The organism is Streptomyces sp. NPDC096193 (assembly GCF_040302905.1).
GTDB lineage: Bacteria > Actinomycetota > Actinomycetes > Streptomycetales > Streptomycetaceae > Streptomyces.
This window is the reverse complement of record NZ_JBEOSJ010000017.1, coordinates 130,035-151,576: the sequence shown is the minus strand read 5'-3', so window position 1 is coordinate 151,576 and position 21,542 is coordinate 130,035. Positions and strand designations below refer to the sequence as shown.

General features: G+C 70.2%; 19 protein-coding genes. 5 read left to right on the top strand and 14 right to left on the bottom strand.

From position 1 onward, the window contains the following. Positions 1-213: 213 nt before the first annotated feature. The 7 genes from ABTX78_RS24130 to ABTX78_RS24100 form a co-directional block, all read right to left on the bottom strand. Complete coding sequence (locus tag ABTX78_RS24130) at positions 214-1,677, bottom strand: SDR family NAD(P)-dependent oxidoreductase (protein WP_352208863.1); 1,464 nt, start codon at positions 1,675-1,677, stop codon at positions 214-216. A 242-nt stretch (positions 1,678-1,919) separates the two neighbouring features. Beyond that, positions 1,920-2,648 (bottom strand): SRPBCC family protein, encoded by a 729-nt coding sequence (locus tag ABTX78_RS24125; RefSeq protein ID WP_352208862.1) that lies wholly within the window; start codon positions 2,646-2,648, stop codon positions 1,920-1,922. Positions 2,649-2,757: 109 nt separating this feature from the next. After that, positions 2,758-3,417 (bottom strand): ArsR/SmtB family transcription factor, encoded by a 660-nt coding sequence (locus ABTX78_RS24120; RefSeq protein ID WP_352208861.1) that lies wholly within the window; start codon positions 3,415-3,417, stop codon positions 2,758-2,760. A 478-nt stretch (positions 3,418-3,895) separates the two neighbouring features. Beyond that, positions 3,896-4,312, bottom strand: coding sequence for an ATP-binding protein (locus tag ABTX78_RS24115; protein WP_352208860.1), 417 nt, complete (start codon positions 4,310-4,312; stop codon positions 3,896-3,898). 165 nt (positions 4,313-4,477) lie between these two features. Further along, on the bottom strand, positions 4,478-5,695 hold the full coding sequence (gene glgC, locus ABTX78_RS24110) for a glucose-1-phosphate adenylyltransferase (protein ID WP_352208859.1): 1,218 nt from the start codon (positions 5,693-5,695) through the stop codon (positions 4,478-4,480). A 44-nt stretch (positions 5,696-5,739) separates the two neighbouring features. Beyond that, positions 5,740-6,903, bottom strand: a complete 1,164-nt coding sequence (gene glgA / locus ABTX78_RS24105; protein ID WP_352208858.1) for a glycogen synthase — start codon at positions 6,901-6,903, stop codon at positions 5,740-5,742. A 49-nt stretch (positions 6,904-6,952) separates the two neighbouring features. Beyond that, positions 6,953-7,642, bottom strand: coding sequence for a (2Fe-2S)-binding protein (locus ABTX78_RS24100; RefSeq protein WP_352208857.1), 690 nt, complete (start codon positions 7,640-7,642; stop codon positions 6,953-6,955). Between the two features lie 210 nt (positions 7,643-7,852). On the opposite strand from ABTX78_RS24100, the gene ABTX78_RS24095 reads away from it, so the two are divergent. Further along, positions 7,853-8,923, top strand: a complete 1,071-nt coding sequence (locus ABTX78_RS24095) for a DMT family transporter (RefSeq protein WP_352208856.1) — start codon at positions 7,853-7,855, stop codon at positions 8,921-8,923. On the opposite strand, the gene ABTX78_RS24090 is transcribed toward ABTX78_RS24095, so the two are convergent. Then, complete coding sequence (locus tag ABTX78_RS24090; protein ID WP_352208855.1) at positions 8,825-10,087, bottom strand: transglycosylase family protein; 1,263 nt, start codon at positions 10,085-10,087, stop codon at positions 8,825-8,827. The two genes, ABTX78_RS24095 and ABTX78_RS24090, sit on opposite strands and share 99 nt — an antisense overlap. A gap of 127 nt (positions 10,088-10,214) precedes the next feature. Further along, a complete protein-coding gene (locus tag ABTX78_RS24085) occupies positions 10,215-11,552 on the bottom strand; it encodes an ROK family transcriptional regulator (RefSeq protein ID WP_352208854.1) in 1,338 nt (445 codons plus the stop codon). A 142-nt stretch (positions 11,553-11,694) separates the two neighbouring features. Here ABTX78_RS24085 and ABTX78_RS24080 point away from each other — a divergent pair, with 142 nt between their 5' ends. Genes ABTX78_RS24080 through ABTX78_RS24065 form a run of 4 tightly spaced genes read left to right on the top strand, consistent with a single transcriptional unit; the run spans position 11,695 to position 16,279 of the window. Next, positions 11,695-13,008 carry an extracellular solute-binding protein gene (locus ABTX78_RS24080; protein WP_352208853.1) on the top strand — a complete coding sequence of 438 codons (1,314 nt, stop codon included), beginning with the start codon at positions 11,695-11,697 and terminating at the stop codon, positions 13,006-13,008. 10 nt (positions 13,009-13,018) lie between these two features. Continuing rightward, positions 13,019-14,047, top strand: coding sequence for a carbohydrate ABC transporter permease (locus ABTX78_RS24075; RefSeq protein WP_352208852.1), 1,029 nt, complete (start codon positions 13,019-13,021; stop codon positions 14,045-14,047). Continuing rightward, positions 14,040-14,903, top strand: coding sequence for a carbohydrate ABC transporter permease (locus tag ABTX78_RS24070; RefSeq protein WP_352208851.1), 864 nt, complete (start codon positions 14,040-14,042; stop codon positions 14,901-14,903). The genes ABTX78_RS24075 and ABTX78_RS24070 overlap by 8 nt, the downstream gene beginning before the upstream one ends. 20 nt (positions 14,904-14,923) lie before the next feature. Continuing rightward, complete coding sequence (locus tag ABTX78_RS24065) at positions 14,924-16,279, top strand: GH1 family beta-glucosidase (protein WP_352208850.1); 1,356 nt, start codon at positions 14,924-14,926, stop codon at positions 16,277-16,279. Positions 16,280-16,437: 158 nt separating this feature from the next. Here the strand turns inward: ABTX78_RS24065 and ABTX78_RS24060 are convergent, their stop codons facing one another. The 5 genes from ABTX78_RS24060 to ABTX78_RS24040 are packed head-to-tail and all read right to left on the bottom strand — an operon-like array spanning position 16,438 to position 21,542. Next, complete coding sequence (locus ABTX78_RS24060) at positions 16,438-17,352, bottom strand: carbohydrate kinase family protein (RefSeq protein WP_352208849.1); 915 nt, start codon at positions 17,350-17,352, stop codon at positions 16,438-16,440. Next, positions 17,349-18,338 (bottom strand): zinc-dependent alcohol dehydrogenase family protein, encoded by a 990-nt coding sequence (locus tag ABTX78_RS24055; RefSeq protein WP_352208848.1) that lies wholly within the window; start codon positions 18,336-18,338, stop codon positions 17,349-17,351. The genes ABTX78_RS24060 and ABTX78_RS24055 overlap by 4 nt, the downstream gene beginning before the upstream one ends. After that, on the bottom strand, positions 18,335-19,228 hold the full coding sequence (locus ABTX78_RS24050) for a carbohydrate ABC transporter permease (protein WP_352208847.1): 894 nt from the start codon (positions 19,226-19,228) through the stop codon (positions 18,335-18,337). The genes ABTX78_RS24055 and ABTX78_RS24050 overlap by 4 nt, the downstream gene beginning before the upstream one ends. Beyond that, positions 19,225-20,187, bottom strand: a complete 963-nt coding sequence (locus tag ABTX78_RS24045; protein ID WP_352208846.1) for a carbohydrate ABC transporter permease — start codon at positions 20,185-20,187, stop codon at positions 19,225-19,227. Before ABTX78_RS24045 ends, ABTX78_RS24050 begins: the two co-directional genes overlap by 4 nt. Continuing rightward, positions 20,184-21,542 (bottom strand): ABC transporter substrate-binding protein, encoded by a 1,359-nt coding sequence (locus ABTX78_RS24040; protein ID WP_352208845.1) that lies wholly within the window; start codon positions 21,540-21,542, stop codon positions 20,184-20,186. The genes ABTX78_RS24045 and ABTX78_RS24040 overlap by 4 nt, the downstream gene beginning before the upstream one ends.

The window sequence follows — 21,542 nt, the reverse complement described above, 5'->3', positions numbered from 1 at the left end:
CCCTCGCCCGGACACCCGGACGGAGTAGCGGCCGTGGTGTCCGGCCGCGGACGAGAGGCGCACGAGAGGCGGCCGCGGGAGGATGGGTGGAGCAGGTCGACGGAGCCCGGAGACCGGCGATGCGGTCTTCCACAAGGGCCTCCCGCCGGGACGGCGTGCGGTACGCGAAGACGGCGTACGGGAGCCCCGCACGCCGTCCACCAGCAATGCCGGCTACCAGTTCGCCTGAGCGTAGTCCTTGAGGAAGCAGCCGAAGAGGTCCTCGCCCAACTCGCCGCGCACGATGGGGTCGTAGACGCGGGCGGCACCGTCGATCAGGTCGAGCGGGGCGTGGAAACCCTCGTCCGCGAGACGCATCTTGTCCGGGTGCGGGCGCTCGTCGGTGATCCAACCGGTGTCGACGGCCGTCATCAGGATGCCGTCGCTCTCGAACATCTCCTGGGCGCTGGTGCGGGTGAGCATGTTCAGCGCGGCCTTGGCCATGTTGGTGTGGGGGTGGCCCGCACCCTTGTACCCGCGGCTGAAGACACCTTCCATCGCGGAGACGTTCACCACGTAGGTGCGCTTGGCGGCCGAGGCGGCCATCGCCGGGCGCAGCCTGCTGATGAGGATGAACGGGGCCGTGGAGTTGCAGAGCTGGACCTCCAGCAGCTCCACCGGATCGACCTCGGACACCGTCTGGATCCAGCTGTTGGTGTGGTGCAGATCGGGGACCAGACCGCCCGCGTCGATCGCGTTGCCGGCCGCGATCCGCGCCGGGGAAGCGGAGCCGCTGACCAGGGCGAGCCCGGTCACGTCCTGGGCGGTGAGGCCCTCGCCCGCCGCGGAGGGCAGCGCGGCCACGGTCTCCACCGCGCCGCTGCCGAAGGTGCCGATGACCTCGGCGGGCGGCAGCTCACCGGCGGGCAGCGGGGCGGACTCGGCGCTGACCAGTTCGCTGTACGCCTGCGGGGAGCGGCGTACCGTCTGGGCCGCGTTGTTGATCAGGATGTCCAGGGGGCCCTGTGCGGAGACGGAGTCGGCGAGCGCGACGACCTGAGCCGGGTCACGCAGGTCGATACCGACGATCTTGAGGCGGTGGATCCACTCGTCACTGTCCGGCATCGCCTTGAAGCGGCGGATCGCGTCGTTCGGAAAGCGCGTGGTGATCGTGGTGTGGGCGCCGTCACGGAGCAGCCGCAGCGCGATGTACATACCGATCTTGGCGCGCCCGCCGGTGAGGAGTGCCCGCTTGCCGGTGAGGTCGGTACGGGCGTCGCGGCGGGCCCGGTTCCCGGCCGCGCAGTTCTGGCAGAGCTGGTGGTAGAAGGCGTCGACCTCGACATAGCGGGTCTTGCAGATGTAGCAGGACCGGGGGCGCTGGAGTATGCCGGCGATCTCGCCCGTGGCCGACGACGACGGGAGGACGCCCTCGGTCTCGTCGTCGATCCGCTCGGCCGATCCGGTGGCGGTGGCCTCGGTGACCGACTTGTCGTGCGCGGTCTTGGCGGCCCGGCGCTCCTGGCGGCGGCGCTGCTTCACGGTCCGGTAGATACCGGCGGTGGCCCGGCGGACCGCGATGGCGTCGGGGTGGTCGACGTCCAGCTTGTCGAGCTCGTCGAGCACGCTCAGGCAGACGGCCATCCGCTCCGGGTCGATGCCCGGACCGAACACCTGACTGTCCTCTATCACCGTCATGGGCCTTTGCCGTTCCTCGGTCGCTCGCGCGCTGTGGGGGTTTCAAAAGCGCAACTTTACTGAGCAAATGGGTGACGGCAAAATCCTGTGACCGGGGGCTTCCAGCCTGCCCGCGGACGCCCGCGCCCACCGACCATCCGCCCGCGCGCCCCGTCCACCCGGCCTCGGCCTCCCCGTCCGGCCGGCGTCGGTCTCCCCCGGCCCGGCTGATCCGGGGTGACCGACGGCGCGGCACGGGACGCCTACGCGAACAGGCCGGTCAGCCAGGTGCGCCAGGCCTCCTCACTCTTCCGCGCGTCCGCTCCGGCAGCGAAGTCATGGACGCTGACCCCGACGGGGGCACCGAAGTGGTTGCGGCCGAAGACGCGGTACATGGCGTCGTCGGTGCGCAGCCCCACGAAGTAACGGTTGCGGTAGTCCAGGACGGCGTCGACCGGGCCGGTGCCGGGCAGTTCGACCCGTACGGTCGCGCCCTCGGCCGCGTCGTCCGCCAGCCCGAGGCCCCGGCTCACGACGTCGAGACCGCCCGGCTCGTTCGAGGCGTCGGGCGCGTCCACGCTCATGAACACAGCCGCCTTGCCGGTGTAGTGCAGCAGGTACTGGCGCAGGGTGTGCAGATAGAAGTCGGTGTGCTTGTCGGCACCGTCGTACTGGTTGTCCCAGTCCTCGACCAGGATGCCGCTGTGGACGTAGCGCACCCAGGAGCCGCCGCCCTCGCGGGGCTCGATGACGTGATCGAGCTGGTTGAACGTCTGCTGGGTGATGCCTTCCACATCCTCGGTGCGGCCGGTCAGCCGGTGGGGCGGGTCCCAGGCGGTGACGGTGCCGCCGTGGGGGGCGGCGCCTCCCTCGCGGGGTTCGTACTCCATCGGCCAGAGCCAGCCGGCGGTCCCGATGGTGATCGCCTCCCATACCTGCTGGGGCTCCGCGTCGACCTCGAACTCCCGGACGATCTCGAACTCCTTGGACATGACGTCTCCTTGTGTCGTGCTCGGGTGCGTGAATGACGGATGAGGGTGGCCGGTCAGGCGCGCCGCGGCGCCCCGGCGCGGTGATGGACGCGCGGACCGGGTGGCCTCGTCATGACGGATCCCCGGGCAGCGCGGCGAGGGTCCCGGCATCCGGACCCTCGGCGTCCGGGCTCTCGACGGCGTCCGGGATCTTCACGGTCGGGTGGAGCGCCACGACCAGGCGGTGATCGCGGCCGCCGGGGGCGTCCTCGGCGTGGTACCGGGCGATCAGCGCGCTCACGCCCTGGGTGAGCTCCTCGACGAAGGCGGCGCGGTCGGCGGCGGAGGCGAAGCGCACCTCGCCGTCGAGCGCGTAGGTCGCGAGTCGCTTGCGCGCCTTGGTCGCGCCGGTGATCAGGCTGCCGACGTCGCGCACGAGGCGGGCGGCGACCGCGAGCATCCAGCGCGCGGAGAGCTGGTCGCGGAAGCCTGCCGGGTCCGGCTGCACCGCGGCCAGAGCAAGCGGAGAGATGACGTACGAGGCCGCTGTGGCCCGCATCAGTCGCTCCGTGACGTTGCCCTTGCGGCGTTCACCGGCCAGCTCGACGAGTCCGTGCCGCTCCAGCGCCTTCAGGTGATAGTTCACCTTCTGGCGGGGCAGCCCGATCCGGCCGGCGAGCATGGCCGCCGAGGCGGGACCCGCGGCGAGCTCCGCCAGGAGCCGGGAGCGCACGGGGTCCAGCGAGACGGCGGCTGCCGCGGAGTCCTCGATCACTGTGACGTCCAACATGGCTCCACGGTCTCCGGAAACTTTTCTTGTCCAGCACTCTTTTATTGTCGGTCATGGCCATGGCCGGACGACGGTGGGCCGCACCCCAGGCTTGGGCAGGTACAGAACATGGGACGTTTGGTTGTCCGGGAGGGCGTGAGAGCACCAGGATCAAGCCGTGTCGCGAGCACGGGTGCGACGCTGTCGACCCGATCTGCCGGACGCTTGTCTCCAGGAGACCGGCTTCCCGCCGACCACCGCTCACCAGCCCGCGTACGACCGGATGATCGCTGCGTACGAAAGACCGGCGTCGGCGGGGTCAGGAACGACGTTCGTGGCGGTCGGCGCGGCCCTGTTCCACGTCGAATACGCCCCGTCGGCCGACGAGTTCTGACACTACGCGCGGCGAGCGGGGCTCAGCTCTATGCGTGAAGCCCGGCCTCGGTGTGTGGCATGGCGTCAGCCGTGCAACGGCAGCGGCGAGAGTCCCTGAAACTCCTCAGGACGCGGCGAGCACCGCCTGAACGGTCTTGCCTCCGCCCGGTCCGCCCCGTACCGCGAAGTGCCGGGAGAGCTCGCGCACCATGACGATGCCGCGCCCGCCCTCGTCGCTCTCCAGGGGCGAGCACACCCTCGGGTGTACCGGACTGGCGTCCTCCACCTCGACGGTGACCAGGCCCGGGTCGACGTGCAGCCGGAGCCGGCAGCCGCTGCGGCCGTGCCGCGTGGCGTTGGTGACCAGCTCGGACACGACGAGGGTGGCGTCCTCGATCTGGTCCCCCGTCACCGGCTCGCCGCAGCGGCGGCTCAGGAAGACCGTCGTCAGATGGCGCGCCCAGCGGGCGGATGTCTCCGCCTGCGGCAGTTGGTATGTCGCACGCGCGGCACGCCGACGGGTGCGCCCTTGCGTACGCATCCTCATCACTCCGTTCCGGTCGACGACACCCTCAAAGCCGAGCGGGGCTGCCGTGCTCCGCGGATGCGCGACGGCGTGCCCCTACCCCTCAGTGGTGCCCGGACAGGGTGATCCGCAATCGGGGTTCACGTCACTGCGCGTTCACAGGACAGATCCCAGGACGGTTCACAGGACCCGCTGGTCCTTGCCGAGCGCGATGACGCCGTTCTTGGAGACGGTGTAAAGCTCCTGATCCCGCTCGGGGTTGACGCCGATGGTCGCACCGGGCGGCACGTCGACGTTCTTGTCCAGGATCGAACCGCGGACGACGGCACCACGGCCTATGCGGACGTTGTCGTGCAGCACCGAGCCCTGCACCACCGCGCCCTCCCCGATGACGACACCGGGAGACAGGACGGACCGAGTGACCTGCCCACGGACGACACAGCCGGGGCTGACGATCGACTCGCTCGCGATACCGGCGCCGATGAAGCGGGCCGGGGGAAGCTGACCCGGGTGCGTGTAGATGGGCCAGCGGCGGTTGTAGAGGTCGAAGGCGGGCCGGTCGGGTATCAGGTCCATGTGGGCGTCGTAGTACGAGTCGAGGGTGCCCACATCGCGCCAATAGCCGTGTTCCCGCGGTGTCTCCCCCGGCACATGGTTCTCGTTGAAGTCGTAGACCTGCGCCATGCCCTGCTCCGTGAGCATCGGCAAAATCGAACCGCCCATGTCATGGACGGAGTTGTCGTCCTCGGCGTCCCGGTACAGCGCGTCGACGAGGACCTTGGTGGTGAAGAGGTAGTTGCCCATGGAGGCGAAGACCCGCTCGGGATCGCCGGGCAGTCCGGGCGGGTCCACGGGCTTCTCCAGGAACCGCTCCACTCTCGCGCCGTCGGGCGCGGGCGTGATGATCCCGAAGGACGACGCCTCGGCGCGCGGAACCCTGATCCCGGCGACGGTGACGCCTGCTCCGCCCTCGATGTGCTGCTTGAGCATCTGCCGCGGGTCCATCCGGTACACATGGTCGGCGCCGAACACCGCGATGTAGTCGGGCTGTTCGTCGTTGACCAGGTTGAGCGACTGGAGGATCGCGTCCGCGCTGCCGAGGTACCACCGCCGGCCGAGCCGCTGTTGGGCCGGAACGGGCGTCACGTAGTTGCCGAGAAGACTCGACATCCGCCATGTCGTGGTGACATGGCGGTCCAGCGAGTGCGACTTGTACTGCGTCAGCACGCAGATGCGCAGAATGTCCCCGTTGACGAGACTGGAGAGGACGAAGTCGACGAGACGATACATCCCGCCGAAGGTCACCGCCGGTTTCGCACGGTCGGCGGTGAGCGGCATCAGCCGCTTGCCCTCCCCGCCGGCCAGAACGATCCCGAGCACCGAAGGTCCACCGCGCATCGTGCCCCCTCACACCTGCTGTGCGTGTCGCACTGCCGTCCCTGTCACACCTGCTTGAGCAGGTCCTCGTAGAGCTCGTACGTCCGCCGGGCCACCTGGTCCCAGCCGAACTCGCGCACCGCGCGCTGCCGTCCGGCAGCGCCCATCCTGGCTGCCTCCGCCGGATCGTCGAGTACCCGGTTCACCGCCTGTGTAAGACCGGATTCGAAATCCTCCGGATGGCGCGCCTCGTAGGGCACCAGCAGACCGGTGCGTCCGTCGTCCACGACCTCGGGGATGCCGCCGACCGAGGAGGCGACAACAGGGGTGCCGCACGCCATGGCCTCCAGGTTGACGATGCCGAGAGGCTCGTAGACCGAGGGGCAGACGAACACGGCCGCATGGCTGAGGAGTTGGATGACCTGCGGCCGTGGCAGCATCTCGGGGATCCAGTGCACGCCGTCGCGCACCCGCTCCAGTTCGTCGACCAGTTCCCGGAACTCGGCGCCGATCTCGGGGGTGTCCGGCGCTCCGGCACACAGCACCAGCTGGGCGTCGGGGTCGAACGAGCGGGCCGCGCGCAGCAGGTGCGGGACTCCTTTCTGGCGGGTGATGCGGCCGACGAACAGGACGAAGGGCCGGTCCGGGTCGAGCCCGATCCGTCTCAGCGCGGCCGTCTCGTGATCGGGCCGGTAGAGCCGGGTGTCGATGCCGTTGTGGATCACGTGCACACGGTCGGCGTCGAGGGCGGGATAGCAGGCGAGGATGTCGTCCCGCATGCCGCGGGACACGGCGACGACCGCGTCGGCCGACTCGATCGCCGTGCGCTCGGCCCAGCTGGAGAGGGCGTAGCCGCCGCCGAGCTGCTCGGCCTTCCAGGGCCGCAGCGGCTCCAGGGAATGCGCCGTCATCACGTGCGGGACGCCGTGGAGGAGCTTGGCGAGATGGCCCGCCAGGTTGGCGTACCAGGTGTGGGAGTGGACCAGTTCGCGTCCGCCGAGCTCGGCGGCCATGGCGAGGTCGACGGCGAAGGTGCGCAGTGCGTCGTTCGCCCCGTCGAGCTGGGAGGGCGCCCGGTGCCGCAGCACCCCTTCCGCCGCGCCCTCGCCCCAGCAGTGGACCTCCAGGTCGGCGAGGGCTCTCAACTCCCGGGCGAGGAACTCCACATGGACACCGGCGCCCCCGTACACGTCCGGGGGGTACTCGCGTGTGAGCAGTCCGACCTTCACCCCTTGATGGTCACCCACGCGCGGCGTACGGGGAAGAGCGCGGTCAGGATCACTGCGCCGTCCGGCGGGGCGGGCGGTCGAAAACGCAGTCGCCGCACAGGCCGCCGCCGGGAACGCGGTAGTAGAGGCAGCAGGTGCTGCGGCGCATGGCCGGGCCGCGGACGGTGCCCGCCAGATCGGGGTGGCTCAGCAGCTCGGCGGCGAGGGCGGCGGCCCGTTCGGCCACACCGGTCCTGCCGCCGCGGCGGGCCCAGTCGGCGAGCGTGCGCGCGGCTCCGGCGAGTGCCGAGCCGGCGTTTCCCCACAACAGCTGCCGGGAGACGGTCGTGTCCCGGCGCAGCGCGTCGGCGAAGGGGACGAGATGCCCGTACTGGACCGCCTCACGCACGGTGGCCGCGGTGGCGGACCGTGAACCGGAGCCGGTGAGCCACAGATCGTCGGGTGCGCCGCGCTCGGGAGCCCAGTGCAGTCGCGCGGGATCGAGATCGGGGATCTGGCCGTAGAGCGCGGCGGACCCGAGGGCGATGGACCACAGCCGGGCCGCGAGTCCCAGATGCGCGACGGACGCGGCCACACGCCGCTCGGTGGCCCCGAGGCGTTCGGCGACGGTGTCGATCCTGGTGATGAGGGGAGCGGTCTCTCCGGCGTACAGCCGGGCCAGGGGCGCCGCTCCGCCGCCGGACGGACCCGTGCGCAGTGCGAAGAAGCCGCCGACAGCGTCCAGCTCCGTCAGGTCCATCCCCTGCTCACCGCCCTGTTCTCGAGCATTTCTCGACCACCGCGCAACACCGGTCACCGTAGCGTCGGGCGTACACCGGTCCACCCGCGCTGACCTGCTCGACCGCCGCACGGGGGACTTTTGGCCCAGGCTCGTACTACGTCGGCAGTACGTCCAAATGCCTGCTCAAGGACGACGACGCGAACGCGGAACAGGGAGATCGTGGTCTCTATGAGTTCCCTTGTGCCGGCAGTGCTGCTGTCACTGGTCTCCGCGGTCGCCTATGCGGCCGGGGCGATCGTGCAGGAGCGTGTCGCGGCATCCACGTCCGCCCGGCCCTACGCCCCGCTCCACCACGCGGGGTGGTGGTTCGCCGTGGCCCTGAACGCCCTGGGTGCGGTGCTCCACGTCGTCGCGCTGGCGTACGGGCCGCTCAGCCTGGTGCAGCCGCTCGGCGCGCTCACGATCGTCTTCGCCCTGCCGATGGCCGCCCTGTTCGTCCGGCGCGGGGTGGGCGCCACCGCGTGGAAGGGCGCGCTGATGGCGACGGCCGGCCTCGCCGGTCTGCTGGCACTGACCGACACGGCGGACGCGAACTCGCTGGGGACGGGCCGGCGCGGGGTGCTCGCGGCAGTGACGTTCGGCGGGGTGGCTCTCCTCTTCCTCGTCGCCCAGACCATTCACCGGCCGGTCCTGCGCAGTGTGCTGCTCGCGGCGTCGGCCGGTGTGGCCTTCGGTATCGCGTCGGTGTTCACCAAGACGGTGGCGGTGGACTGGGACTGGTCGGCGCCGCTCGCCCAGTGGAGCAGTCTGCTGGTGATGGCGGTGCTGGCGATCGGCGGTCTGCTGCTGTCGCAGGCGTCGTACCGGGGCGCGGGTCTGGCCGCACCGCTGGCCACGGTGACCGTGGTCAATCCGGTCATCGCGGCGGCCGTCGGCATCACGATGTTCGGCGAATCGTTCCGGGGCGGCATCCCGGGCACTCTGTTCGCGCTCGGCTTCGGCGCCCTGGCGGCCGGCGGTCTGATCCTGCTGACGACGGAACGTCTCGCCGCCGCGGGGACGAAGGACACGGACGGTTCCCCGGCGGCGGGAGACGCGGACGGGCGCGGGCCCCGGGACGACCGGGGCGCGCCCGGGGGCGACCGGTCGTCACAGACCCCCGGGACGCCGGACAGGACGCCCGAGCAGCGGGCCGCCGTCTCAGAGCGAGACGCCGCCCGCCCTGAGGTAGGCGAGGGGATCGATGTCGGATCCGTACCCCGGACCCGTGCGGATCTCGAAGTGGAGATGCGGTCCTGAGCTGTTGCCGGTGGACCCCGAGCGGCCGATCCGCTGGCCGCCGGCGACCTGCTGTCCGGAGCGCACGGTGAGCGCCGACAGATGCGCGTACTGGCTGTACTTGCCGTCTGTGTGACGGATGACGACCTGGTAGCCGTACGCACCGCCCCAGCCGGCCGAGATGACGCGGCCGGAGGCGACGGACTTCACCGAGGTCCCGGTCGGGACGGGGAAGTCGACGCCCGTGTGGTAGCCGCTGGACCAGGACGAGCCGGCCTTGCGGTACGGCGTGCCGGTGGAGGCGTCCACCGGGGCGCTGAAGCCGGACCTCTGCGCGGGCTTCTTGACGTGTGCGGGCTTGGCCGCCTGCTGCTTGGGCGCCTGCTGCTTCGGGGCCTGCTGCTTCGGGGCCTGCTGCCTGGGGGCCTGGCGGGGCTTCGCCGCGGGCTTGCGCTCGGGTGACTCGGCGGACGGCACGGGGCCGGTGCGGCTCTTGGGCGCCTCGATGCGCAGGATCAGCTTCTGGCCGGGATGGATGAGGTCGGGGTCGGGCCCCACGACCGTACGGTTCTGTGCGTACAGGCCCTGCCAGCCGCCGCGCACCTCTTCGGCGTCGGCGATCCGGGAGAGCGAGTCGCCGCGGGCCACGGTGTAGCCCTCCCGTTGCGTGGGCACCGTCGTCGGCGTCGCCTTCGGGGGCGCCGACTGCCGCTGGGCCACGGGTCTGTCCCGTCGGTCGCTCTGCCCGCTCTTCGCCTCGGTCTTCGCAGCCGATCGGCGGTCCGGCGCGATGTCCGGGGCGTCCCCGCCGCGGGTGAGACCGGCGCGGGCCGAGCAGACGGGCCACGCTCCCGGGCCCTGCCCCTTGAGAACCTTCTCGGCGACGGCTATCTGCTGGTCCTTGCTGGCGAGGTCGGCGCGCGGGGCGTACTGCCTGCCGCCGTAGGCCTCCCAGGTGGACTGGGTGAACTGGAGGCCGCCGTAGTAGCCGTTGCCGGTGTTGATACGCCAGTTGTTGGTGGACTCGCAGGCGGCCACCTTCTCCCAGACGTCCACCGAGGCCGCATGGGTGGTGCCGGCACCGATGAGCGGCAGCGCCATGCCCGCTCCGCCCGCGGTGACGGTGAGTGAGGCGCGGTTGATGCGGCTCGGCTGATATCGGCGGTGCCGACCGGTTGCGGCCATTTCGAGACTCCCCCACTGACATGTAGGTCACGTCGCAAGCGGTCAACTTAGGTGCTGGACAACGACCGTGACAAGGGTTCAGCCCCGGCGTACCGAGGCGGAGGAAGTGGGAGAGCCGTCGCCGTGATCAGCCGGCCGCGCCCTCGGTCGCGGCCGGGGCGGGTGACCAGCGGCGGCCGGCGCCGACCCGCTCGGCGCCCTCCGGATCGCCGGCTACGGCAGCCGGCGGACGACTGCCGCCCCGGGCGAGGAAGTCGGCGAGCGGAAGGGTCGCGGCGCCGACGGTGACGGCGTCGGGGCCGAGCTGACCGAGTTCGATGGTGGTGCGGGCGGCGGCGTGGTCGAGGGCGTACTCGCCGGCGTACCGGCGCACTTCGGGGAGCAGATGGGGTCCGATCAGCAGTCCGGCCCAGCCGCCGAGCAGGATGCGTTCGGGACGGAAGAGGTTGATCAGGTCGGCGACGGCGGCACCCAGGTACTCGGCGGTGTCGTCGAGCAGGGAGAGTGCGACCGGGTCCGGATCGGGGCCGTGGGGCCCGGGGAAGGCGGCGGTCAGCAGAGTGGCGAGCGCGGTCTCGTCGTCGGCGGCGGCCGGGAGCGGGCCACCGGCCTCCTGCCAGCGTTCGCGCAGCGCCTCAGCGCCGGCGTACGCCTCCAGACAGCCGAGGGATCCGCAGCGGCATCGCCGCCCCCGGATACGGACTGTGGTGTGACCCCATTCGAGGGCGCTGTTGCTGGCGGACTCCTCGCGGGTGGCGGCGTGGACGACGCAGGCGCCGACGCCGGACCCGATGAGGGCCACGGCCGCTTCCCGGGCGCCGCGGCCGCCGCCGAACCACATCTCGGCCTGGCCGAGGGTCTTGGCGCCGTTGTCGATGAACAGCGGTACTTCCCGGGGCAGTCGGATGGCGTCGCGGAGCAGTTTCTCGAAGGGGACGGCGGTCCAGCCGATGGTCTGGCCGTGCACGATCGCGCCGTCCCGGGCGTCCTGCTCGATGATGCCGGGCACGCCGATGCCGATGCCGAGCAGACCGGCCGCGTCCACGCCCGCGTCCCGCAGGACGTCGGCGACGCCGATGCTCACATGGGAGACGACGCGGTCGACGTCGTAGCCGTGCTGGGCCAGCAGCCGTTCGGTGCGGGCGAGTTCGGTGAGGGACAGGTCGAAGAGTTCGACCCGTACGCGGGTCTCGCCGATGTCGATGCCGATGAGCAGACCGCCGGACGGCGTGACGCGCAGCAGGGTGCGCGGTCGGCCGCCGTCCGAGTCGACGACTCCGGCCTCTTCGAGCACTCCTTCGGCGGCCAGTTCGGCCACCACGTTGCTGATAGAGCCTGAACTCAGTCCGGTGGCCGGTCCGAGCTCCTGGCGGCTCAACGGGCCGTCGAAATACAACCGTTGCAGAACCCTGGCCCGATTGCCGCGCCGCAGGTCACGCACTGTCCGTCTGTTGCGTTCCGCCATGGTGCTCCTTCCCTCGTCGCAACATACCCCGGTCGCAGACCTTGACGCGACCTTCCCTCACCTCTTAAATCACGATCTAAATTAAGTCATGGATGCCGTTCGGGAGTCGAACGCAGCCATCCCCGGGAAGGGGCCATCTCTCATGCGCACCATCAGAGCCGCAGCAGCCGTCACCGTCATCAGCGCGCTCGTCGCCATATCCGGCTGCGGCGGTGGTTCCTCCACCGACGGAAGCGGCAGCAACGAATCACCCGAAACACTCACGTACTGGGCCTCCAACCAAGGCCCCAACATCGAGGCCGACAAGAAGATCCTCACGCCCGAGCTCAAGAAGTTCGAGAAGGAAACGGGCATCAAGGTCAAGTTGGAGGTCATTCCCTGGTCCGACCTCCTCAACCGGATCCTCGCCGCCACGAGTTCCGGGCAGGGCCCCGATGTCCTGAACATCGGCAACACCTGGTCCGCCTCGCTCCAGGCGACGGGTGCCCTGCTGCCCTGGGACCAGAAGAACTTCGACGCGATCGGCGGACGGGACCGCTTCGTCGACTCGGCCGTCGCCTCCGCGGGCGCCGAGGGCAAGGACCCCGCGGCCGTGCCGCTGTACTCGCTCGCCTACGCCCTCTACTACAACAAGAAGATGTTCGCCGACGCGGGCATCACGCAGCCGCCGGCCACCTGGGACCAGCTCGTGGCGGACGGCAAGAAGATCTCCAAGGACGGGAAGTGGGCGCTGGGCGCCGAGGGCGGCAACCTCGCCAACAACATCCACCAGGTCTTCGTCCTCGCAAAGCAGCACAACGCGGAGTTCTTCGACTCCGCCGGCAAGCCCACCTTCACCTCCGACGGCGCGGTCGCCGCGGTGAAGCAGTACGTGGACTTCATGGCCAAGGACAAGATCGTCGCGCCGGGCAACGCGGAGTACGCGCAGAACCAGTCGCTCCAGGACTTCGCCCGCGGCAAGACGGCGATGGTGCTGTGGCAGGCGGCCGCGTCCACCTTCGCGGCCCAGGGCATGAAGCCCGCCGACTGGGGCGTGGCCCCCGTCCCCGTCCAGCAGGGCGCGCCCGGCGCCGGCGCGAACACCAACTCCATGGTCGCCGGCATCAACATCGCGATCTTCAACAACACCAAGAACGTGGACGGCGCGAAGAAGTTCGTGAAGTTCATGACCAGCGACGCCGAGCAGACGCTCCTCAACAAGACCTACGGATCGATCCCGCCGGTCACGGCCGCGCAGCAGGACCCGGCGTTCGCCGCACCCGACCTGAAGGTCTTGCGCGACACGCTGTCCACGAGCGCCGCGCCGCTGCCGCAGGTTCCGACGGAGTCGCAGTTCGAGACCACGGTCGGCACGGCCGTGAAGGAGCTGTGGGCGGACGCCGCGGCGGGACGCCCGGTGACCACGGCGTCCGTCAAGGAACGTCTGAACAAGGCCCAGCAGCAGATGCAGCAGTGAGGCACACCCGATGACCACCACCGTCACTCCCGGCCGCACCGGCCCGGCGGACAGCGGTGAGCGGGTGGGGAAGGGGGATGCGCGGCGCAGGATGCCGCGCATCCCCGACCGGATCCGCCACGGCGGTCTGCCCTATCTCCTCCTGCTGCCCGCGGTCCTGCTCGAACTCCTCATCCACCTGATCCCGATGGTGATCGGGATCGTGATGAGCTTCCGTCAGCTCACGCAGTTCTACATCCGCAACTGGGGCGAGGCCCCCTGGACGGCCTTCGACAACTACCGGATCGCTGTCGACTTCAGCGCGCCGATCGGCGAGGACCTGCTCAACTCGTTCCTCGTCACCTGTGCGTTCACCGTCCTCGCCGTCGGTCTGTCCTGGCTCTTCGGCGTCGCCGCGGCGATCATGATGCAGGAGAACTTCCGCGGCCGGGGACTGCTGCGGGCCGTCTTCCTCACGCCGTACGCCCTGCCGGTGTACGCGGCCGTCATCACCTGGGCGTTCATGTTCCAGCGGGACAACGGCATGATCAATCACGTCCTGCACGACCAGCTGGGGCTGACCGATCAGCCGTCCTTCTGGCTGATCGGCGACAACGCGTTCTTCGCCGTGGTCGTCGTCGCGGTCTGGAAGTCGTGGCCGTTCGCGTTCCTGATCGTGATGGCGGGGCTCCAGAACATCCCGCGCGAGCTCTACGAGGCCGCCGCGATCGACGGCGCCGGCGTCTGGCAGCAGATCCGCAAGATCACCCTGCCGTCGCTGCGGCCGGTCAACCAGGTGCTCGTCCTGGTGCTGTTCCTGTGGACGTTCAACGATTTCAACACGCCCTACGTGCTCTTCGGACGGGCGGCCCCGGAGGCGGCCGACCTGATCTCGGTGCACATCTACCAGTCGTCCTTCGTCACCTGGAACTTCGGCCAGGGTTCGGCGATGTCCGTCCTGCTGCTGCTCTTCCTGCTGGTGGTGACGGCCGTCTATCTGCTGCTCACCTCCCGCACCCCGCGAGGAGCCTCCCGCGTAAGGAAGAGCGCCGATGCCTAGGCCGCCCCGATCCCCGATCGCACCGCCGCAGTCCTTCCTCTGGACCCGCCGGGTGGTGCTGACCCTGCTGACGGTATTCGCCCTGCTGCCCGTCTATGTGATGCTCAGCAGCTCGCTGAAGCCGCTCCAGGACGTCTCGGGCCAGTTCCGCTGGATTCCCTCCGGGCTGACCATCCGGCCCTACATCGACATCTGGAACACCGTTCCCCTCGCCCGCTACTTCGTCAACTCGCTGATCGTGGCGGTGTCGGCGACGGTGCTGTCCGTGGTGATCGCGGTGTTCGCCGCGTACGCCGTGAGCCGCTACCGCTTCCGCGGCAAGCGGATCTTCACCGTCACCGTGCTGTCCACACAGATGTTCCCGGGGATCCTGTTCCTCCTCCCGCTGTTCCTGATCTTCGTGAACATCGGCAACAGCACGGGCATCGCCCTGTACGGCTCACGCGGCGGACTGATCCTCACCTATCTGACGTTCTCGCTCCCCTTCTCGATCTGGATGCTGATCGGCTACTTCGACTCCATCCCGCGAGACCTGGACGAGGCCGCCATGGTGGACGGCTGCGGCGCCCTCGGGGCGCTCTTCCGGGTCGTCGTGCCCGCCGCCGTCCCCGGCATCGTCGCCGTGTCCGTCTACGCGTTCATGACCGCCTGGGGCGAAGTCCTCTTCGCCTCCGTCATGACGAACGACACCACACGCACGCTCTCCGTCGGTCTGCGCGGCTACGCCACCGAGAACGACGTGTACTGGAACCAGGTCATGGCCGCGTCGCTGGTCGTCAGCGTGCCCGTCGTCGCCGGGTTCCTCCTCCTCCAGCGCTACCTCGTCGCCGGCCTCACCGCCGGCGCAGTCAAGTGACCTCAAGCGAAAGGCAGTCCGTGAACGACCTCAACGCCCTTCCGCCCGATTTCACCTGGGGCGTCGCCACCGCCGCCTACCAGATCGAAGGTGCCGTGGCCGAGGACGGCCGCTCGCCCTCGATCTGGGACACGTTCTCGCACACCCCGGGCGCGGTGGACAACGGCGACACCGGCGACGTGGCCTGCGACCACTACCACCGCTGGCCCGAGGACATCGGCTTGATGCGGCAACTGGGCGTGGGCGCCTACCGGTTCTCGATCGCCTGGCCCCGCATCGTCCCCGGCGGTGACGGTCCGGTGAACCCCGCGGGCCTCGCCTTCTACGACCGGCTCGTCGACGGACTGCTGGAAGCGGGCATCACCCCCTTCGCCACGCTGTACCACTGGGATCTGCCCCAGGCGATGCAGGACCGCGGCGGCTGGCCGGCCCGCGAGACCGCCGAGCACTTCGCCGCGTACGCGTCGGCCGTCGCCGAACGGCTCGGCGACCGCGTGAAGGACTGGGCGACGCTGAACGAGCCGCTGTGCTCGTCATGGATCGGCCATCTGGAAGGCAAGATGGCGCCCGGTCTCACCGATCTGACGGCAGCGGTACGCACCTCGTACCATCTGCACCTCGGGCACGGGCTCGCCGTGCAGGCGATCCGAGCGGCCTCGTCCGACGCGCGTATCGGCATCGTCAACAACCTCTCCCCCATCGAGCCCGCGAGCGACCGTCCCGAGGACCGGGCCGCCGCGGTGCGGGCGGACGGTCACACCAACCGCTGGTGGCTCGACCCGATCCACGGCCGCGGGTACCCGCAGGACATGCTGGACCTGTACGGGGTCGAACTCCCGGAGAAGGCGGGCGACCTGGAGACCATCGCGGCTCCGCTCGACTGGCTCGGGCTCAATTACTACTTCCGCCAGATCGTCACCGCGGACCTCAGCGGCCCGGTCCCGTACGCCAAGCAGATCTACACGCCCGGCGCCCGGCACACCGCCATGGACTGGGAAGTGCACGCCGACGGTCTGGAGCAGCTGCTCGTGCGGCTGTCGGAGGAGTACGGCGCGCAGCGTGTCTTCGTCACGGAGAACGGCTCGGCGTATCCCGACGTCGTCCGCGCGGACGGGACCGTCGACGACCCCGAGCGGGTGCGTTATCTGGAGGAGCACCTCGCGGCGTGCGGCCGGGCGGCTCGCCGTGGCGCGTCCGTGGCGGGCTACTTCGCCTGGTCGCTGCTGGACAACTTCGAGTGGGCGTACGGCTACGACAAGCGCTTCGGTCTGGTGCATGTCGACTACACCACGCAGAAGCGGACCATCAAGGGGAGCGGCTACCGGTACGCGGACATCGTCCAGGCCGCGTCCCGCAGGGCCCGCCGGGCGGCCTGAGCCGATGACGGGCCCCGCCGGACCGGCTCCGGCGCGGCCCGTCTTCTCGGCCTTCGCTCTCCTCCGGCCGGACCTCGAACGCCGCGGCAGCCCTGCCGTCGGGCCTCACACCGCGACGGGGGCTGTCGGCCTCACACCGCAGCAGGGGCTGTGGGGCCTCACACCGCGGCCGGAGCCGTGGGCTCGGTCCCCGTCCTGGCGCAGACGGAGGCGGCGACCTGGGAGGCGAACTCCAGCATGGTCCTGGCGGACGACGGCGACAGCGCCAGGCCCCAACTCCTCTCGGTGCCCAGCCAGGTCAGGATCCCGGTCATGAACGCGTCGCCCGCGCCGATGGTGTTGACCACCTCGACGGGAACGGCGGGGACGGAGACGGGTTCCGCACCGGGCACATAGGCGGTCGCGCCCCGAGCCCCGCGGGTCACCACCACCAGCCGTCCCTCGTCCGCCAGTCGGCGACAGCTCCGGTCCGGGTCGGTGTCCGGCCAGAGCCGCACCAGGTCCTCGTCGCTGGCCTTCAGGACATGGGCGAGGGCGCACAGGTCCCGCAGCCGCCGAAGACCGCGGACGGCGTCGACGGTACGGTCCTCGCGCACGTTGGGGTCGACCACCAGGAGCGAGTGCCGTGCCGCCTCCCGCGCGGTGGCCGCGACCGCCCTTGCCGCCGGTTCGACGACCGCCGCGAGACCGCCCACGTACACGGCACCGAAACGGGCCGCCTCCTCGGCCGGCTGCGGCAGCCGGAAGGTCGCCGTGTCCTCCAGGTGGAAGTGGTAGGCGTTGCCGCCGCTGCCCGGGTCGGCGACCGCGAGCGCCGTCGGGAGGTCCGACCTCGCGCTGAGCCCGAGGTCGACGCCCGCACCGGTCAGCCACTGCTCGACGGTCCGGCCGAAGCCGTCGTTTCCGAGGCCGCCGGCGAAGGAGGCCCGTCGGCCGAGCCGGGCGAGGCCGACCGCCACATTGGCGGGCGCGCCGCCCGGCTGGGCGCGCAGCACACCGGGCTCGCCACGGACCGGGACGAGGTCGATCAGCGCCTCGCCGACGACGAGGACCGCATCGGACGCGCCGGTCACGGCTCCACCACGATCTTGCGCCCGATGCCGGCCTGGAAGCGTTCGATGGCCTGCGGGTACTGCTCCAGGGGCAGCCGGTCGCTGATGAAGACGGACGGGTCGAGCACGCCGGCCGCGAAGAGGGCGGCGGCCCGTTCGTAGCTGTGGAGCACCGCCATCGAACCGGTGATGGTGATCTCCTGGTTGTAGATCCGGTAGGGCTCGATGACGGCGGTCGTCGCGTAGTCGGCGACCCCGAACTGGAGGAAGGTACCTCCCTTGGCGACCCGGCCGAGGCCGTCCTGGATGGCTCCGGCGTTGCCGGTGGCGTCGATGACGACGTCCCAACCGCCCGGCCGGTCCAGCGCGTCGGCGCCGGATGCCGTCCGCGAGCAGCCGAGCAGGCTCGCGGTGGCGAGGCGCTCGGGGTTGACGTCGAGGACGTCGACGGAGGCGGCGCCGGTGCGCTTGGCGAGCTCCAGCATCATCAGGCCCATGGTGCCGGAGCCGTAGATCAGCACTTCGGCGGCGAGCGTGCTGTTCAGTACGTCGTAGCCGCGCACCGCGCAGGACAGCGGCTCGATGAGGGCCGCGTCCTGGACGTCGATGTGGTCGGGCAGGCGTACGCAGTTGGCCACCGGCGCGACGGCGTACTCGGCCGCGCCGCCGGGGACGGTGACCCCGATGGCGGCCCACCGGTCGCACAGATTGCCGCGGCCCGACCGGCAGTAGCGGCACTCGTGGCAGTGCAGCGAAGGATCGACGGCGACCTTGTCCCCGACGGCCAGTTCGGTGACGTCGGCGCCCGTGCCGACGACCTCACCGGCGAACTCGTGACCGGGCACGATCGGCAGCGTCGGCGCGAACTCGCCCTGGAGGATGTGCAGATCGGTGCCGCACAGCCCGCAGGAGGCGACGTCGACGACGACCTCGCGGGGCCCGGGGGTGGGGTCGGGAACCGTGGTGACCGAGACCTTGCCGGGGGCTTCGACGATCGCTGCCCTCATTTGACTGCTCCAAGCGAGAGGCCCTGGACGAGCTTGTCCTGGGCGGCGTAGCCGGCGGCGAGCACCGGCAGGGACACGATGACGGAGGCGGCGCACAGCTGGGCGAGGAAGAGACCCTGGCTGGTGACGAATCCGGTCAGGTACACGGGGGCCGTCTGGGCGACGACGCCGGTGAGCACCCGTGCGAACAACAGCTCGTTCCAGCTGAAGATGAAGCAGATCAGCGCGGTGGCCGCGATGCCCGGCCCGGCGACGGGTGCGACGACCCGGGCCAGCACGGTGGGCAGCCGGGCGCCGTCCACCTGGGCCGCCTCGATGATGGAGACCGGCACGTCGGCGAGGAAGGACTGCATCATCCACACCGCGATCGGCAGGTTCATCGAGGTGTAGAGGATGACGAGCAGCCAGATGTTGTCCAGCATCCCGGCGTTCTTCGCGAACAGATACACGGGCAGCAGTCCGGCGACGACGGGCAGCATCTTCGTGGAGAGGAAGAAGAACATCACGTCGGTCCACTTGCGGACCCGCCGGATGGACAGGGCGTACGCGGCCGGCAGAGCGAGGACGAGCACCAGGACGGTCGAGAACAGCGACGCGGACAGGGAGTTGATCAGCGGCGGCCAGGGGGTCGGTCCGCCTCCGCCGCCGAAGAACTGGCGGTAGCCGTCCAGTGTCAGCGACGCGGCGAGCGAAGGCGGGTTGGTGGCGGCGTCGGCCTCGGAGTGCAGCGAGGTCAGCACCATCCACAGGGCGGGCAGGCAGAAGGCGAGCCCGACGATCCAGGCGACGACTGCGAGGGCCGCGGAACGCCTTCTGGCTTTGCGCGCGGCGGGAGGCAGTTGGGGGGTACGGCCGGTGGCCGCGGGCGGAGTGGTGGTGGCAGCGCTCATGCGCGGTTCGCCTCCTCACGGAAGAGGGAGGAGACCACCCGGAGAGCGAAAGTCGCGATGATCATGGTGCCGATCACCACGACGACTCCCGCGGCGGACGCCAGCCCGTACTCGTGGGCTCGGTAGAAGGTCTCGTAGATCGTGTAGGGAAGATTGGCCGTGCCCAGTCCGCCGGAGGTGATGGTGAACACCGCGTCGAAGTTCTGCACGATGTACACGGAGCCGAGCAGGACGCCCAGTTCGAGGTAGCGGCGCAGATGCGGCAGGGTCAGATAGCGGAAGGTCTGCCAGCCGCTCGCGCCGTCCAGCCGCGCGGCCTCCATCATCTCGGCGGGCCGGCTCTGCAGACCCGCGAGCAGGATCAGCATCATGAACGGGGTCCACTGCCACACCAGCGCCGCCTCGACGGCGAGGAGCGGCATGCCGGAGATCCAGTCCGGCTGCGACATGCTCTCGATCCCGAAGAGGTCGCCGACCCAGGTGAGCGCTCCGTTCAGGAGGCCGTACTCCGGGTTGTAGAGCGCGTGCTTCCACAGCAGGGCGGCGGAGATCGGCACGATCAGGAAGGGCGTGATGAGCAGCGTGCGCACCATGCCCCGGCCGAAGAACGTGCGGTCGAGGAGGAGGGCGAAGAGCAGGCCGAGGACCACCGTGACGAGGACGACCGCCACCGTCAGCACCACGGTGGTGATGACGGAGTCCCGCAGCGCCGGGTCGGTGACGACGGAGCCGTAGTTGGACAGGCCCGTGAAGTGGCGCTTGTCCGGGCTGAGGGAGTTCCAGTCGAAGAGCGAGATCACCAGGGTGGCCACGAACGGCAGCTGGGTGACGGCGATCAGGAAGACGAGGGCGGGCAGCAGGGGGGCGCGGGTGGCCCATGCGCGGGCCCGGCCGCTCTTTCCGGTTCGCGCCACGGCGGGCCGGCGCGACAGAGCCGGGCGGCTGATCGATGTGGTCATCGGTACTCCTCGGCGACCTTCTCGGCGAGCTTCTGGGAGGCGGAGAGGGCCTTGTCCACGGACTGGCGGCCGGCGATGGCGGCACTGATCTCCTGTGCGACCTTGGTGCCGAGGTCGGTGAACTCGGGTACGCCGACGAACTGGATCCCGGCGGTCGGCCGGGGCTGGGTGCCCGGGTTCTTCGGATCGGCGCTGGAGATGGCCTGCTCGGTGACGTCGGCGAACGCGCCGGCTTCCTTGCGGTAGTCGGGGTTGGCGTAGGTCGACGCCCGTTTCCCCGCGGGCACGTTCGCCCAGCCGCTCGTTTCGCCGACGAGGGCCTCGTAGTCCTTGCCGGAGGCCCAGGAGATGAACTCCCAGGCGTCGTCGGACTTCTTGGAGGCCTTCTGCATGCCCCACGCCCAGGTGTAGAGCCAGCCGGAGCTCTTGGTGCGCTCGACCGGGGCCGGTACGTAGCCGATCTTCCCCTTCACCGGGGAGCCGGACGCCTCCAGTGATCCGGCGCCGGCGGTGGCGTCGTACCACATGGCCGTCTTGCCCTGCGTCATGTTGTTGAGGCACTCGGCGTAGCCGGACTGCGGTGCGCCCAGCTCCCCGTGCTCGCGGACCAGGTTCACGTAGAACTCGGTGGCCTTCTTGAACTCCGGCGAGGTGAGCCGCGGTTCCCAGTCCTCGGTGAACCAGGTGCCGCCCATCGTGTTGACCACGGTGGTCAGCGGGGCGATCACCTCGCCCCAGCCGGGCAGGCCGCGCAGACAGATGCCCTTCATGCCGCGTTCGGCCCCGTCCGCCTTCGCGGCGAGGTCGGCGACCTGCTGCCAGGTGGGTTTCGGGGGCATCGTCAGCCCCTTCTTGACGAAGACGTCCTTGCGGTACATGAGGAAGGACGACTCGCCGTAGAAGGGTTCGGCGTACAGCTTGCCGTCCTCGGCGGTCAGGGAGTCCCGCAGCGGTTCGAGGATGTCCTGCTGGTCGAAGGCGGTGTCGGCCCGGGCGTACTCGTCGAGGGGGCGCAGCCAGCCGTTCTTCGCGAAGAAGGGCACCTCGAAGTTGCTGATGGTGGCGATGTCGTACTGGCCCGCCTGATTGGAGAAGTCCTGGCTGATCTTGTCGCGGACGTCGTTCTCCGGGAGCACCGTGAAGTTGACCTTGATGCCCGTCTCCTCGGTGAAGTGCTTCTTGGTGAGCTTCTGCAGCTCGACCATCTGCGGGTTGTTCACCATCAGGACGTTGAGCGCGTCGCCGCCTCCGAAGGAGGTGCCTCCCGCTCCGGCGCAGCCTGCCGCGAGGAGTGCCATCGCTGCCGTGCCCGCGCCCGCACGTACGCGGATTCCCCGTCGTCGGTGGTGGGGCAT